Origin of the sequence: Pseudomonas sp. 2,4-D (assembly GCF_030418155.1) — a bacterium.
GTDB lineage: Bacteria > Pseudomonadota > Gammaproteobacteria > Pseudomonadales > Pseudomonadaceae > Aquipseudomonas > Aquipseudomonas alloputida.
Window position 1 is genome coordinate 109,709 of sequence record NZ_JAUHUI010000013.1, and the last position, 14,959, is coordinate 124,667.

A 14,959-nucleotide genomic window follows, 5' to 3' on the forward strand; every position below is an offset into this window, starting at 1 on the left:
ACGTCTAATTAACCCGCAAAGGTTGGAATTGCCATGAGCCAGGTGTATTCGGTAGCAGTCGTCGTGGGCAGCTTGCGCAAGGAGTCCTACAACCGCAAGGTCGCCCGCGCACTTTCGGAGCTGGCGCCGTCCAGCCTTGCGCTGAAGATCGTCGAGATTGGCGACCTGCCGCTGTACAACGAAGATATCGAAGCCGAGGCACCGCCGGAAACCTGGAAGCGTTTTCGCGATGAGATCCGCCGCAGTGATGCAGTGCTGTTCGTCACCCCGGAATACAACCGCTCGGTGCCGGGCTGCCTGAAAAATGCCATTGATGTGGGTTCGCGTCCTTACGGGCAAAGTGCCTGGAGCGGCAAGCCGACGGCGGTGGTGAGTGTGTCGCCGGGGGCGATTGGTGGCTTTGGCGCCAACCATGCGGTGCGCCAGTCGCTGGTGTTTCTCGACATGCCCTGCATGCAGATGCCCGAGGCTTACCTTGGCGGTGCGGCGAGCTTGTTCGAGGATTCGGGCAAGCTCAACGATAAGACGCGACCGTTCTTGCAGGCGTTTGTCGACAAGTTTGCTTCATGGGTGAAGTTGAACAGGGCGGTCTGAACCCCGAATCATGCTGTGCAGCGCCCCCCCCCGCAGGAGCGGGTTTACCCGCGAATGCGTCATTGACTTTGCCGACGCATTCGCGGGTAAACCCGCTCCTACCCGTCAGCGGAAGCTGTAGGATACCCCCGCATATACGCCAAACCCTTCGCCCGGTGTCGAACGGGCATTGTCCTTGCCTGCGTCGTTGTAGGCCGGCGTCACGGTCGCTGCATAGCGCTGGTTGGTCAGGTTGCGCAGGTCCAGCCAGGTCTGCCAGTCCTGTTTCGGTGAGTCCCAGCCAACGCGTGCGCCGAGCAAGGCATATTCATCGGCGTGGTAGCTATTGGCGTAGTCCACCTGCACCTTCGAAGCCATTTGTGTGTTGACCCCGGCATAGAAGCCGCTCGGCCAGTCATAGCGCAGCTCGGCCTGGTAGTAGTGCATGGGGATGCCGGGCAGACGGTTGTCGCCAAACGTGTCGTCATCACGGTAGTGGAAGTCGCTGAAGGTGTAGGCCTGGTGCAAGCTCAGCTTTCCAGTGCCCGCGCGCTCCCACAGGGTGCTGTCGAGGCCGGCTTCCACGCCTTGGTGCACGGTAGCGCTGGCGTTGAATTCCGAGGTGAAATTTGGCACTACCTCAACGGCCAGCAGTTCGTGGCGTACTTGCGAGTAGTACCAGGCCAGGTCCCAGCGGCCGAGGGCCGAGTCGCCACGGGCGCCCAGTTCGAGGGTGGTGGCTGTCTGGTTTTGCATCTCGATCGGCTGGATCTGCTTGCCGCCTGTGCTGGGCGCGCTCCAGATCAGCGACCACGGGTGGGGCGGCTCTACCGAGCGGCTCAGGTTACCGTACACCTGCAAGTCCGGGCGGATGTCGTAGCGCAGCCCCAGGCGGGGGGCATAGTCCCAGTCATGCATGCTCACCTTGCCGCCTTCAGCGGGGTAGGTCACGTCACTTTCGCGGCGCGTGTAGATCATGGCCAGGCCGGTGCTCAGCCACAGGTTGGGGACCAGTTCCAGGTCGTTGCCAACATGCAGCACGGTGTCCGAGCCCTGGTAGGTGAAGTCACGGGTGCGCTCGCCAAACACATCGCCATTGCGGGTAAATTGCGAAGCGCCGCTGTTGGGCAGGTGCTTGGTGGTACGCCAACCGACGGTGGTCTTGCTCTCGCGGCCGAACAGTGTGTCGCGGCGGAAATAGTTCAGCGTGCCGCTGACATCGGTGTAGGCGACCTTCAGGCGCATGGGGCCTTCGCGCAGGTCCATCGGGTAGTCGTGATAGACCAGGCCGGCTTCCAGGCGTGCCTCGTCGTCGAGGTAGAAGGTCGTCTTGTTGCCCACCCAGGTGCTGCCTGGTTGCGGGCGGCTGTCGTCGCGTGCCAGATAGTTGGGGTTGGCCGCGCGCGGGTGGTGCTTGATCTGGTCCTTGGTCAGGCGGCCTGGCAGTTCGTTTTCAGTTTCCCGATAGCGCAGGTAGAAGCGGGTTTCCAGGTTGGGGTTGAAGCGGTAACCGACATTGGCGGCAATGCCCTTGGCGCTGCCGCTGCTGTGCGCCTGGTAGCCGTCATATTCCGAATCGGTCAGGGCCACGTAATAGTCGAGATTGCCCAGCACCTGGCCCGAACTGATGTGCCGATGCTGGTAGCCGCGGCTACCGACCTCGTAGCGTACTTGCAGTGCAGGCGCGTCGTAGCCGGTGTGGGTGACGTAGTTGATCGCACCGCCCAAGGCCAGGGAGCCTTGGTCAAAGCCATTGGCGCCACGCAGCACTTCGGCACGGCTCAGCCACAGGGGTTCGAACAATTCGTAAGGCGTGCCGCCCGGGCCAGTCAACGGCAGGCCGTCGAACATGGTGTAGACACCGGAACCGTGCGCCCCTGGCGCACGGTTGAGGCCCGAGCCGCGTATCGACAGCTTGATGCCGTCGTTGCCTGCCGATTGGGCGAATACCCCAGGCTGGTAGGCCAGCACGTCCTGGTTGCTGGCCACTCGGCCTTGCCCTACGCGCTGCATGTCCACCAGGTTGCTGGCTCCCGGTATTTCACGCAGGCGCTCGCTGGCTGCCGTCAGCTCGTTCTGCTCCTCATCGGTGATCAGCACTCGGCCCAATTCGACCGAGGATGCCCCCAGGGCGGGCTGAGTGGCAGCCAAGGCCGCCAGCAGACCGAGGCAGGACGAGAGGGGTAAATCGGAACGCATTGTACGACTCCAGGCGAAAGGCGAATGGACAACGGCGTTGAGACGAGCGAAATGCGGCTTGGAGCACGCAGAAAGTCAGCAAATCGTGCGTAACCTTCGTCATGCGGTCTTGTACGAAAGTTCTTTACAAACCACGGCGGTGGAGGTGGGTGGCCTGTGCTTCGTAAGGTGACTGCAAGTAGGCAGCAATGCCTCGCTCAATCACCCGTGGAGTTCAAACATGACTGACAACGCTCGACACTCGCAGCAACCCTTGGCGGACGCCCCGGTTCGCCTGACGCCACGTGAACAGCAAGTGCTGTTGTGGTGTGCTTATGGCAAGAGCTCGTGGGAGATCGGCCAGATCCTTGAATGCAAGGAGTCGACGGTGAACTTTCACGTGTCCAACATCCTGCGCAAATTCGAAGTGCCTACCCGGGTGGCTGCTGTGATCAAGGCCATTCGCTACGGCATGCTGGCCGAGCAGTAAGGGGGTAGCGCATGAGCAACGATCCTCGGCTACCGCGCTTTGCCGATTGCCACGACCCGTTCTGGCCGCGGGTGGATCTGGGCAGGTTGCGTGAGCACCTGCAACTGCCGCGGTCTGTCAGTGACGCTGCTTTGGAAGTGGCCGCGCGCTGCGCAGCCATCGAAGCAGCACGGGAATTCGCCCGCTGGCGGTCAGTGCTGCGAGCGCGGGGCTACAAGCGGCTCGAGGATGTGGCCGGGCATGATCATGGGCGTGCCTTGCGGGTGTGCTACATCCGTTTTGTCGAAGCGGCGGTCATGTATAGCCTGGGTTCAACCGCCTGCCTGCCTGTTCCGCGCGGAGGGCAAGTGCATGCCTGAGCGATCTGTTTTCGACCACCTGGCTCCGGCATTGGTGACGTTCCTGGGGGTGGATGGCGATGTGCTGTTCGCCGCGCTGCTGGGAGCATTGTTGGTGAGCGCGGCACGCGATCGATTGATCACCAGTGAGGCCAGGCGCCTGACGCTGGCCAAGAAACTGCTGCTGCTATTCGTGACCGTGGGTGTGGGCCATTTGTTCGAGCCACTGGTTTCGTCATTGGTGCCATTGCTGACCCGGGGCATGGCGGCATTCGTGGCCGCTGTAGTGGTGATCCCCATCAGCCTCAAGGTCATGGTCTGGCTGGATACACTTGACCCGCGCGAGCTTATCCAGCGCTGGCGCCGTCGGGGTTAGCCATTGGTTGCGCCGCCGAGCTCACTCAGTTGCTGTTCCAACTGCTGGATGCGCTGCTTGTCCTTGATGAACAGCAGGATGGCCTGGCGGTCGCTGTGCGAGAGCGTGCGCAGCCGTTCGAGCATCTCGCACTCCCAGCCCGCATCATCTGGGCCGGCGGGGTTGTGCTCGGCTTGGCCCAGCAATAGCCAGTCCAGTGAGCATGCATGCTTTTTGGCGATGTCTATGCAAAGTGAGTAAGGGATGCTTTCGCGAACCTTCCAGCTACTCAGCGTTTGCGGGCTGACCGACAGTGCACGTGACAGCTCGGCATCAGTGTTTGCGCCAGTGAGAAGCTTAAGGCGCGTGAGCACCTCAGCAAGTATGTGAGTACTCATAACAAATATCCATGACTGGTTTAATGATATTCCATGGGCTTAAACTACTCGTTATGAATACAGCCCTGCGTTTTAAGGAGCACTTCTGCAATGAGAACCATCAAATTGAAGAATACACCCACAGTTGCAGCCAATACTGATACACAGGCTAGCCTGGGCAATGCTAGCAGGTACTTGCCGTGAGTACTTACAAGCTGGTTTGCCCGCATTGCCACAGCCGGATGCGCATACGTACTAGCGAAGGGCGCCATATTTTCCTGCGAATCGCTTATTTGCAATGCACCACCGAGGCGTGTGGCTGGTCAGTGCGCGCCGAATTCGAAATGACCCATGAACTCTCCCCCAGCGGCATGCCCAACCCGGAAGTGTACCTGCCTTCGGCCAATGGTGATTTGCGCAAGGCCGCGTTGCCGGGCGCAGGCCAGGGCTGCCCGAGTGAGTGAGGCACCATTGGGCGCAGGTAGAAAAACGTGTAGATAAAAAAACACCCCGCCTAGGCGGGGTGTTTTCTGTTACCGGGGCTGCCGGGGTGATCAACCGATCAGTTGCAGGCCCGCTTGCTGAACCAGTTCCAGCAGGGGCTGCGGGTACACACCCAGTACGAAAGCGAGAATGGCGATAGCCAGCAGCATGACACCGCCGGTGCGCTGTTCCCACTTGAGCGGGGCGTCGTGACGACGCAGGTTCGGCTCGACCAGGTACAGGGTAACCATGACGCGCAGGTAATAGTACACGCCGATGGCGCTACCGATCACCAGCGCACCGACCAACCACCACAGGTGCGATTCGACGCCGGTAGCGATGATGTAGAACTTGCCGATGAAGCCGGCGGTCAGCGGGATACCCGCCAGCGACAGCATCATCACGGTCAGTACCGCTGTCAGGTACGGGCGGCGCCAGAACAGGCCGCGGTACTCGTACAGGGCATCGGCGTCACGGCCGCCGTATGGCGAGGACATCAGGGTGATGACGCCGAAGGCGCCCAGGCTGGTGATCACGTAGGTGACCAGGTAAACGCCCATGGCTTCCAGGGCCAGGCCCTTGCTGGCGACCAACGCGATGACCAGGTAACCGAAGTGGGCGATGGACGAGTAACCCAGCAGACGCTTGAGGTTGCTCTGGGTCAGCGCCAGCAGGTTACCAATCAGGATCGAGGCTACGGCAATCACCGCCAGTACGGTGCTGAGCACGCCGCTGCTGGCAGCAGGGGAGAGCATGAACAGGCGTACGACAACGGCGAATACTGCTACCTTGCTGGCGGTTGCCAGGAACGCGGCGACCGGCGCCGGAGCGCCTTCGTACACGTCCGGGGTCCACAGGTGGAACGGTACCAGCGACAGCTTGAAGGCCAGGCCGACCAGCATCATGCCCAGGCCCAGCTGGGCCACCAGGCTTGGCATGCTGGTGGTAGCCAGGGCCTTGCCGATCTGGTCGAAGCTCAGGCTGCCGGCGTCGGCGTACAGCAGGGCCATGCCGAACAGCAGGAAAGCCGAGCCTGCGGCCGACAGCACCATGTACTTGATGCCGGCTTCCAGTGATCGCTTGTTGAAGAAGGCATACGCCACCAGGCCGTAGACCGGTACCGACAGCAGCTCCAGGCCGATGAACAGGCCGGCCAGGTGGTTGGCGCTGACCAGCACCAGGCCACCGAGGGCCGACATCAGCAGCAACAGGTACAGTTCTTCACGGTTGCCCGGGAAACCCTTGGAGCCCTCGCCGAGGTAAGCGTGGGCGAGGGTGACGCAGGCCAGCGTTGCTATGAGGATGATCGCCATGTACAGGCAGGCGAACTTGTCGATGGTGATCAGCGAGGTGACCGCCAGCGGCGCGACCTTCAGCGCCGGCAGGAGCGACAGCAGGGCCAGGTTCAGGCCCACGGTGGACAGCAGGAAGGTCTGCGAGTGGTTGCGCTTCCAGGCGATCGCCAGCATCACCACCACCGTGGTGATGGTGGTGATCAGCATCGGCGCCAATGCGATGAAGTGTTGAGTGGTGAATTCCATAGCGCTCTTACCGGGCCGAAGCGAGTTGAGTGAAAGCGGATCCGAGCCACTGCTGCACACCACTCATGGTGGCGGCAGAGGTGTCGAGGAACGGCTGCGGATACACGCCCAGCAGGATCAGCAATACCGCCAGACCCAGAACCATGATCAGTTCGCGACCGTCCATGCCGGCCAGCACGGTGTCGGTCTTGGCCGGGCCGAAGTAGGCGCGGTGGATCATGATCAGCGAGTACACCGAACCGAACACCAGGCCGGTGGTGGCAATCACGGTGATCCACGGTACATGCACGAAGCTGCCGATCAGGATCAGGAACTCGCCGACGAAGTTGCCGGTGCCGGGCAGGCCCAGCGATGCCGCTGCGAAGAACAGGCTGATGGCCGGCAGGTAAGCGATGCGATGCCACAGGCCACCCATCTGGCGCATGTCACGGGTGTGCAGGCGCTCGTACAGCTGGCCGGACAGGATGAACAGTGCCGCAGCCGACAGGCCGTGGGCCAGCATCTGGATCACCGCACCTTGCAGGGCCTGCTGGCTGCCGGAGTAGATGCCGATCAGCACGAAGCCCATGTGCGAGACGCTGGAGAAGGCGATCAGGCGCTTGATGTCGGTTTGGGCGAAGGCCAGGAAGGCACCGTAGAAGATACCGATCAGGCCCAGGGTCATGGCGATCGGCGCGAACTCGGCCGAGGCGTTCGGGAACAGCGGCAGGGCGAAGCGCAGCAGGCCGTAGGCCGCGGTCTTCAGCAAGATACCCGCCAGGTCCACCGAACCTGCGGTCGGTGCCTGGGCGTGAGCGTCAGGCAGCCAGGAGTGGAACGGCACCACCGGCAGCTTCACCGCGAAGGCGATGAAGAAGCCCAGCATCAGCACGTACTCGACACCGGCTGGCAACTCGGCCTTGAGCAGGTCGCTGTAGTTGAAGGTGAGCACGCCAGTGGTGTTGTAGTTGACCAGCACCAGGCCCAGGATCGCCACCAGCATGATCAGGCCGCTGGCCTGGGTGAAGATGAAGAACTTGGTCGCCGCGTAGATCCGGGTCTTCTTGCCGTCTGCCGAGCTATGACCCCAGAGCGCGATGAGGAAGTACATCGGCACCAGCATCATTTCCCAGAAGAAGAAGAACAGGAACAGGTCCAGGGCCAGGAACACACCGACCACGCCGCCGAGGATCCACATCAGGTTGAGGTGGAAGAAGCCGACGTGGCGCTGGATCTCTTTCCAGGAACACAGTACCGACAGCACACCGAGCAGGCCGGTGAGCAGGATCATCAGCAGCGACAGGCCGTCCAGGGCCAGGTGGATGCTGATGCCGAAACGCTTGATCCACTCGACTTTGTATTCGAGTGCCCAGGCCGGTTCGGCACCCGGTGCGGGAGCAAGGGTGTAGTCGCCGGTACCCCACAGCCACAGGCCGATGCCAAGCAGCAGGGACATGGTAAGCAGCGCGATCCAGCGCGGCAGGGTGGCGCCGAAGCGCTCACCCAGCCAGCACAGGAAGCCGCCGATGAAGGGGATCAGGATCAGCCAAGGCAAAATCATGACGGGTTGGTTTCCTTTGGCAAAGTCGCAAGATTCATAGTCATACCGCAGCCACTACCACGGCACCGAGCACCAGCACGGCACCCACGGCGATAGAGGCGGTGTACCAGCGCAGTTGGCCAGTCTCGGTCTTGCTCATGGCCACGTGGCCGCCACGCGCCATCCGAGGAATCAGGCCGATGGTGCGGTCAACCGGGTCCTTGCGCAGGATGTGGCTGATCAGCAGGTACGGTTTGACGAAAAGCTTGTCGTAGATCCAGTCGAAGCCCCAGGCAGCGAACCACCAGGCCGACAGGACGCGACCGATGCCACTGTTGGCGACGGCGCTGACGAAGCGGCGCTTGCCCAGGAACAGCAGGGCGGCCAGCAGGATACCGGCGATGGCGATGGCACCCGAGGTGATCTCCAGTGCGTGCTTGGCTTCGCCACCGGCATGGCCGGCGCTTTCCGGCAGCACACCGGCCAGCGGCGGGGTGATCCAGGCGCCGACGAAGGTCGACAGCACGATCAGCACGCCCAGCGGCAGCCAGTGGCTGATGCCGTGGCCCGCATGGGCTTCGGTCTTGGCTTCGCCGTGGAAGGCGATGAAGATCAGGCGGAAGGTGTACAGCGAGGTCATGAACGCGCCTACCAGGCCGGCATACAGCAGGCCGGTGTTGCCGCTGGCGAAGGCTTCCCAGAGGATCTCGTCCTTGGAGTAGAAGCCTACGGTCACGATCGGCAGGGCCGCCAGTGCCGCGCCACCGACCACGAAGCTGGCGTAGGCCAGCGGCAGTTTCTTCCACAGGCCGCCCATCTTGAAGATGTTCTGCTCGTGGTGGCAGGCAACGATCACCGCACCGGAGGCAAGGAACAGCAGGGCCTTGAAGAAGGCGTGGGTCATCAGGTGGAAGATCGCCGCGTCCCAGGCACCCACGCCCAGGGCCAGGAACATGTAGCCGATCTGGCTCATGGTCGAGTAGGCGAGGATACGCTTGATATCGGTCTGTACCAGCGCAGCGAAGCCTGCCAGTACCAGGGTCACGCCACCGACCACACCTACAAGGTGCAGGATGTCCGGCGCCAGCAGGAACAGGCCGTTGGTACGGGCGATCAGGTACACGCCCGCGGTCACCATGGTTGCGGCGTGGATCAGTGCCGAAACCGGAGTCGGGCCCGCCATGGCGTCGGCCAGCCAGGTCTGCAGTGGCAGCTGTGCCGATTTACCGACCGCACCACCCAGCAGCATCAGCGTGGCCAGTACCATCCAGGTGTCGCCAGCCTGGAACTTCTGCGGTGCCAGCACCAGCAGTTCCTGCACGTTCAGGGTGCCCAGCTGGGCGAACAGGATGAACAGGCCGATGGCCATGAACACGTCGCCGATACGGGTGACGATGAATGCCTTGAGTGCCGCGTTACCGTTGTTGCGGTTGCTGTAGTAGAAACCGATCAACAGGTACGAGCACAGGCCCACGCCTTCCCAGCCGAAGTAGATGAACAGCAGGTTGTCGCCGAGGACCAGGAACAGCATGCTGGCGATGAACAGGTTGGTGTACGAGAAGAAGCGCGAGTAGCCGGCTTCGCCACGCATGTACCAGGATGCGAACAGGTGGATCAGGAAGCCGACACCGGTCACCACGCCGAGCATGGTGACCGACAGGCCGTCCAGGTACAGGGTGAAGTTCGGCGCGAAGCCGTCCACCGACATCCACTGCCACAGCAGCTGGCTGTACGCGCCGCCCTCAGGCGGGGCGACGTTGAACTGCCAGATGACGTAAGCGGCCGTGGCGGCCGACAGGCCTACCGAGCCGACGCCGATCAGGGCGGACAGGTTCTCCGAGAACCGTCCACGCGAGAACGACAGCAGCAGGAAGCCGACGAGGGGAAAGACGAAAGTCAGGAAGAGAAGGTTCATCCGCGCATCTCACTGGCAGCATCGATGTCGAGAGTGTGGAAGCGGCGATACAGCTGCAACAGGATGGCCAGGCCAATGCTGGCCTCGGCGGCTGCCAGGCTGATCACCAGAATGAACATCACCTGGCCGTCGGGCTGGACCCAACGGGCACCGGCGACGACGAACGCCAGGGCAGAGGCGTTCATCATGACTTCCAGGCTCATGAGCACGAAGAGGATGTTGCGGCGGACCATCAGGCCAACCAGACCTAAGCAGAACAGGATGCCGGCGACCGCCAGACCATGCTCGAGAGGGATAGCACCCATGATTTACTCCTTCGCCTCGTTGCGGCCCAGGTGGAAGGCGGTGACGGCTGCAGCCAGCAGCAGCATCGACGCCAGTTCGACCACCAGCAGGTAAGGGCCGAACAGGCTGATACCCACTTCTTTCGGGCCCACGGTGGTACCGCTGATGCCGGCCCCACTCGGGGTGACGAACAGCACGTACAGCAGCTCCGCCAGCAGCAGGGCGCCGAGGATCACCGGCCCGGCCCAGATGCCGGGCTTGAGCCAGCCCCGTTCCTGGGCGACCGAAGCTGGCCCGAGGTTGAGCATCATCACCACGAACACGAACAGCACCATGATGGCGCCGGCGTAGGCGATCACTTCCAGGGCGCCGGCAAACGGCGCACCCAGGGCGAAGAAGATCATGGCCACGGAAATCAGCGAAATGATCAGGTAAAGCAAGGCGTGCACGGGGTTGGTGCCGGTTACCACCCGAAGGGTGGAGACCACGGCGATCCCGGATGCGAAGTAGAAAGCGAATTCCATCTTTCTGTCCTTATGGGAGCAAGCTCTTCACGTTGATCGGCTCGGCTTCGTTCTGTGCAGAGCCCTTCGGCTTGCCAGCGATTGCCATACCCGCAACACGGTAGAAGTTGTAGTCAGGGTTCTTGCCGGGGCCGGAGATCAGCAGATCTTCTTTCTCGTACACCAGGTCCTGACGCTTGAACTCGGCCATTTCGAAATCCGGAGTCAGCTGGATCGCGGTGGTCGGGCACGCTTCTTCACACAGGCCGCAGAAAATGCAACGCGAGAAGTTGATGCGGAAGAACTCCGGGTACCAGCGGCCGTCCTCTGTCTCGGCCTTCTGCAGCGAAATGCAGCCAACCGGGCAGGCCACCGCGCAGAGGTTGCACGCTACGCAGCGCTCCTCGCCATCGGGGTCGCGGGTGAGGACGATGCGGCCGCGGTAGCGCGGCGGCAGGTACACGGGTTCTTCGGGGTACTGCAGGGTGTCGCGCTTGCGGAACCCGTGGGAGAACACCATTGCCAGGCTGCGCAGCTGGGTGCCGGTGCCCTTAACGATGTCGCCGATATACTTGAACATGGGTCAAATCCTCACTGGGCCGCGACGGCTGGCGTGTTGTAGAGCACGATCGCAGCGGTCACCAGCAAATTGATCAGGGTCAGCGGCAGGCAGAACTTCCAGCTGAAGTCCATCACCTGGTCATAGCGTGGGCGCGGGATCGAGGCGCGCAGCAGGATGAACAGCATGATGAAGAACGCGGTCTTCAGGGCGAACCACAGGAACGACAGTTGCGGCAGGATGCCGAACGGGCCGTGCCAGCCACCGAAGAACAGGGTTACCAGCAGCGCCGAGATGAGGATGATGCCGATGTACTCACCGACGAAGAACATGCCCCACTTCATGCCGGCATACTCGATGTGGTAGCCGTCGGCCAGTTCCTGTTCTGCTTCCGGCTGGTCGAACGGGTGACGGTGAGTCACGGCGACGCCAGCGATGAAGAAGGTGCAGAAGCCGAAGAACTGCGGAATGATGAACCACAGGTTCTGCGCCTGGTACTCAACGATGTCGCGCATGTTGAACGAGCCCACCTGCACCACCACGCCCATCAGCGCCAGGCCCAGGAACACTTCGTACGACACGGTCTGTGCCGAAGCACGCAAGCTGCCCAGCAGGGCGTACTTGTTGTTCGACGACCAGCCGGCGAACAGCACCGCGTAGACCGACAGACCGGCCATGGCGAAGAAGAACAGCAGGCCGATGTTCAGGTCGGCAACGCCCCAGGTCGGGGTGATCGGGATGACCACGAAGGCGATCAGCAGGGCGCTCATGGCCACTACCGGTGCCAGGGTGAAGATCACGCGGTCGACGAAGGGCGGGTTCCAGTCTTCCTTGAAGAACATCTTCAGCATGTCGGCAGCGATCTGGAACATGCCGAACGGGCCGACGCGGTTAGGGCCGTAACGGTCCTGCCACCAGCCCAGCAGGCGGCGCTCGACGAAGCTGAGCAGGGCGCCGCAGACCACCACCGCCAGCAGGACCACGATGGCCCGCAGCACGGTGAGGATCACATCGATCACTTCGGGGGTGAACCAGCTCATTGTGCTGCCTCCTGCAGACCTTCGACGGATGCACCGAAGATGGCAGGCGGAATGCCAGCCAGGCCTTTCGGCAACGCGACCAGGCCAGCGCCCAGCTCTTCATTGATACGCAGCGGCAGGCGCAGGGCCACACCGGCGACGTTCAGGCTCAGCAGGGCGCCCTCGTTGACGCCCAGGCGGTCGGCTTCGGACTTGGCCAGGGCCACGTAGGCAGCCGGGATGCGTTCTTGGACCGGGGCGGCGCGCGAGGAGCTTTCTTTGCTGCCAAACAGGTGGAAGAACGGCACGGCAGTCCAGGTGCCACGGGCCGGGTTGAAGGCCCCCGGAATGGCATTGAACCAGTTCAGGCGGTCGCCTTGCGACTCGATCAGGCGTACGCCTGGGTCACCGGCACGCAGGTGGCCACCGACCTCGTCCTGAAACTTGTTCCAGGCCTGTGGGGAGTTCCAGCCCGGCGACCAGGCGAACGGCACCTGCTGGCGGGGTTCGGCCGAACCCGAGTAGCCTTCCATGGAGAAGGCGAACGCGGTGTCCTTGTCTTGCGGGGTGCGCGGCTCGTGCACACTGATGTTGGCGCGCATGGCGGTACGGCCGGAGTAGCGCAGCGGCTCACGGGCCAGCTTCATGCCCTTGATGCGGAACGCGGCGCTTGGCGCGGCGTTGACGATGCCGGCCAGTTGCGGGGCGGCTTCGGCACAGGCGCTGGTGACGTGGTCCAGCTGGGTCCAGTCGACCGGCTTGTTCAGCAGGGTGGCACGCAGGGCGTGCATCCAGCGCCAGCCTTCATGGACCAGGATGCTGCTGTCCAGGTACTGCGGGTCGAACACCTGGAAGAAGCGCTGGGCACGGCCTTCCTGGCTGACCAGGGTACCGTCACCCTCGGCGAACGAGGCGGCCGGCAGCACCAGGTGGGCGCGGTCGACGGTGGCGGTTTTGGAGTGGTCGGCAACGATCACCACCTTGGCCGCAGCCAGGGCTGCGTCGACCTTGGCGGCCGGTACGCGGGCGTACAGGTCGTTTTCCAGCACCACGATGGCATCGGCCTTGCCGCTGATGACCGCATCCAGCGCGGCATCGACCGACTCGCCACCGAGCATGGCCAGGCCAAGGCTGTTGGCCTCAGGTACCACCAGGCTCAGCGAGCCGTTTTTCTCGCGCAGCTTCAGGGCCTTGGCGATGTTAGCGGCGGCTTCGATCAGCGCTGGGTCGGCCAGCGACGTACCGGCAACGACCAGTGGGCGCTTGGCGGCGACCAGGGCGTCGGCGATGCGCTGGGCCAGGGCCTTGGCTTCGTCGTCCAGGCCGGCGACGGCAGGGGCGCTCGGGTCGATGGCGTGGGCCACGGCGAAACCGATGCGGGCCAGGTCGGCCGGCGCGGCGTGTACGCATTCTTCGGCGACGTCGTCCAGCTTGGTTTCAGCCAGGGACGCGATGAACAGTGGGTACAGCGCGTGCTGGCCAATGTTCTTCACAGCAGCGTCGAGCCAAGGCTGCACTTTCATCGCTTCGGCCATGGCCTCGGCCTTGCCTTTGGTGGCCTGGCGCACGGCCAGGGCAACGCGGGCAGCGGTCTGGGTCAGGTCTTCACCGAGCACGAACACGGCGTCGTGGTCTTCGATGTCGCGCAGGGTCGGTACTGGCAGCGGGCTGTTGTTCAGCACGTTCAGGGCCAGGCGTACGCGGGCCAGTTCGCCCGCTTCCATGCCCGAGTAGAAGTAGTCGGCACCGACCAGCTCACGCAGGCCGTAGTTACTTTCGAGGCTGGCGCGTGGCGAGCCGATACCGACGATGGTACGGCCGCGCAGCAGGTCGGCGGCCTTGTCCAGGGCGGCGTCCAGACCCAGCTTGGTGCCGTCGGCCAGTTGTGGCTGACGTGGGCGGTCCTTGCGGTTGACGTAGCCGTAGCCGAAGCGGCCGCGGTCGCACAGGAAGTACTGGTTGACCGAACCGTTGAAGCGGTTTTCGATACGGCGCAGTTCGCCGTAGCGCTCACCCGGGCTGATGTTGCAGCCGCTGGAGCAGCCATGGCAGATGCTTGGGGCGAACTGCATGTCCCACTTGCGGTTGTAGCGCTCGGAGTGGGTCTTGTCGGTGAACACGCCGGTCGGGCAGACCTCGGTCAGGTTGCCGGAGAACTCGCTTTCCAGCACGCCGTCTTCGACGCGGCCGAAGTACACGTTGTCGTGGGCGCCGTATACGCCCAGGTCGGTACCACCTGCGTAGTCCTTGTAATAGCGCACGCAGCGGTAGCAGGCGATGCAGCGGTTCATCTCATGGGCGATGAACGGGCCGAGGTCCTGGTTCTGGTGGGTACGCTTGGTGAAACGGTAGCGGCGCTCGTTGTGGCCGGTCATTACCGTCATGTCCTGCAGGTGGCAGTGACCGCCTTCCTCGCACACCGGGCAGTCGTGCGGGTGGTTGGTCATCAGCCATTCGACGACGCTGGCGCGGAACGCCTTCGACTCTTCATCGTCGATGGAGATCCAGGTGCCGTCGGAAGCAGGGGTCATGCAGGACATGACGATACGACCACGGGTGTCGTTCTCGTCGGTGTACTGCTTGACTGCGCACTGCCGGCAGGCGCCAACGCTACCAAGCGCCGGGTGCCAGCAGAAATAAGGGATGTCGAGGCCGAGCGACAGACACGCCTGTAACAGGTTGTCTGCACCGTTGACTTCGAGCGCTTTGCCGTCTACGTGGATAGTGGCCATTGTTCAAAGTTCTTCGTTGGCCCGCGTGAGCGGGCGTGGCTAATGGAAATCGGTGAGCTTGCGACACGCCTCGATTGCTCGGGCCTGCCGGT

The 14,959-nt window shown here is 62.9% G+C and carries 15 protein-coding genes; 5 read left to right on the forward strand and 10 right to left on the reverse strand.

Annotated elements, in window-relative coordinates:
• Positions 1-33: 33 nt before the first annotated feature.
• The gene (gene chrR, locus QYE47_RS12310) at positions 34-594 is read left to right on the forward strand and encodes a class I chromate reductase ChrR (protein ID WP_014590305.1); all 561 of its coding nucleotides are present in this window, start codon (positions 34-36) and stop codon (positions 592-594) included.
• Positions 595-699: 105 nt separating this feature from the next.
• Here chrR and QYE47_RS12315 read toward each other — a convergent pair whose 3' ends face one another.
• On the reverse strand, positions 700-2,772 hold the full coding sequence (locus QYE47_RS12315) for a TonB-dependent receptor (protein ID WP_014590306.1): 2,073 nt from the start codon (positions 2,770-2,772) through the stop codon (positions 700-702).
• 220 nt (positions 2,773-2,992) lie between these two features.
• Between QYE47_RS12315 and QYE47_RS12320 the strand changes: the two genes are divergently transcribed.
• Genes QYE47_RS12320 through QYE47_RS12330 form a run of 3 tightly spaced genes read left to right on the forward strand, consistent with a single transcriptional unit; the run spans position 2,993 to position 3,955 of the window.
• Positions 2,993-3,241 (forward strand): helix-turn-helix domain-containing protein, encoded by a 249-nt coding sequence (locus QYE47_RS12320; RefSeq protein WP_003251454.1) that lies wholly within the window; start codon positions 2,993-2,995, stop codon positions 3,239-3,241.
• Between the two features lie 11 nt (positions 3,242-3,252).
• A complete protein-coding gene (locus QYE47_RS12325; protein WP_014590307.1) occupies positions 3,253-3,600 on the forward strand; it encodes a head completion/stabilization protein in 348 nt (115 codons plus the stop codon).
• Positions 3,593-3,955, forward strand: a complete 363-nt coding sequence (locus QYE47_RS12330) for a hypothetical protein (RefSeq protein ID WP_014590308.1) — start codon at positions 3,593-3,595, stop codon at positions 3,953-3,955. The genes QYE47_RS12325 and QYE47_RS12330 overlap by 8 nt, the downstream gene beginning before the upstream one ends.
• On the opposite strand, the gene QYE47_RS12335 is transcribed toward QYE47_RS12330, so the two are convergent.
• On the reverse strand, positions 3,952-4,332 hold the full coding sequence (locus QYE47_RS12335) for a helix-turn-helix domain-containing protein (protein ID WP_014590309.1): 381 nt from the start codon (positions 4,330-4,332) through the stop codon (positions 3,952-3,954). The genes QYE47_RS12330 and QYE47_RS12335 overlap by 4 nt on opposite strands.
• A gap of 179 nt (positions 4,333-4,511) precedes the next feature.
• Between QYE47_RS12335 and QYE47_RS12340 the strand changes: the two genes are divergently transcribed.
• Complete coding sequence (locus tag QYE47_RS12340; protein ID WP_004576942.1) at positions 4,512-4,775, forward strand: ogr/Delta-like zinc finger family protein; 264 nt, start codon at positions 4,512-4,514, stop codon at positions 4,773-4,775.
• 90 nt (positions 4,776-4,865) lie between these two features.
• On the opposite strand, the gene nuoN is transcribed toward QYE47_RS12340, so the two are convergent.
• From nuoN to nuoG, 8 genes are read right to left on the reverse strand one after another with little or no spacing between them, the layout of a single operon-like run.
• On the reverse strand, positions 4,866-6,335 hold the full coding sequence (gene nuoN, locus QYE47_RS12345) for an NADH-quinone oxidoreductase subunit NuoN (RefSeq protein WP_003251449.1): 1,470 nt from the start codon (positions 6,333-6,335) through the stop codon (positions 4,866-4,868).
• A gap of 7 nt (positions 6,336-6,342) precedes the next feature.
• Positions 6,343-7,875 (reverse strand): NADH-quinone oxidoreductase subunit M, encoded by a 1,533-nt coding sequence (nuoM, locus tag QYE47_RS12350; RefSeq protein WP_014590310.1) that lies wholly within the window; start codon positions 7,873-7,875, stop codon positions 6,343-6,345.
• 40 nt (positions 7,876-7,915) lie between these two features.
• On the reverse strand, positions 7,916-9,769 hold the full coding sequence (gene nuoL, locus QYE47_RS12355; protein ID WP_014590311.1) for an NADH-quinone oxidoreductase subunit L: 1,854 nt from the start codon (positions 9,767-9,769) through the stop codon (positions 7,916-7,918).
• Positions 9,766-10,074 carry an NADH-quinone oxidoreductase subunit NuoK gene (gene nuoK / locus QYE47_RS12360; RefSeq protein WP_003251446.1) on the reverse strand — a complete coding sequence of 103 codons (309 nt, stop codon included), beginning with the start codon at positions 10,072-10,074 and terminating at the stop codon, positions 9,766-9,768. Before nuoK ends, nuoL begins: the two co-directional genes overlap by 4 nt.
• A 3-nt stretch (positions 10,075-10,077) precedes the next feature.
• Positions 10,078-10,578 carry an NADH-quinone oxidoreductase subunit J gene (gene nuoJ / locus QYE47_RS12365; protein ID WP_014590312.1) on the reverse strand — a complete coding sequence of 167 codons (501 nt, stop codon included), beginning with the start codon at positions 10,576-10,578 and terminating at the stop codon, positions 10,078-10,080.
• A 10-nt stretch (positions 10,579-10,588) separates the two neighbouring features.
• Positions 10,589-11,137 carry an NADH-quinone oxidoreductase subunit NuoI gene (gene nuoI / locus QYE47_RS12370; protein ID WP_003251442.1) on the reverse strand — a complete coding sequence of 183 codons (549 nt, stop codon included), beginning with the start codon at positions 11,135-11,137 and terminating at the stop codon, positions 10,589-10,591.
• An 11-nt stretch (positions 11,138-11,148) separates the two neighbouring features.
• Entirely contained in the window at positions 11,149-12,156 is a 1,008-nt protein-coding gene (gene nuoH / locus QYE47_RS12375) for an NADH-quinone oxidoreductase subunit NuoH (protein WP_003251440.1), read from the reverse strand.
• Positions 12,153-14,867 carry an NADH-quinone oxidoreductase subunit NuoG gene (gene nuoG / locus QYE47_RS12380; RefSeq protein WP_301158985.1) on the reverse strand — a complete coding sequence of 905 codons (2,715 nt, stop codon included), beginning with the start codon at positions 14,865-14,867 and terminating at the stop codon, positions 12,153-12,155. The genes nuoH and nuoG overlap by 4 nt, the downstream gene beginning before the upstream one ends.
• Positions 14,868-14,959 lie beyond the last annotated feature (92 nt).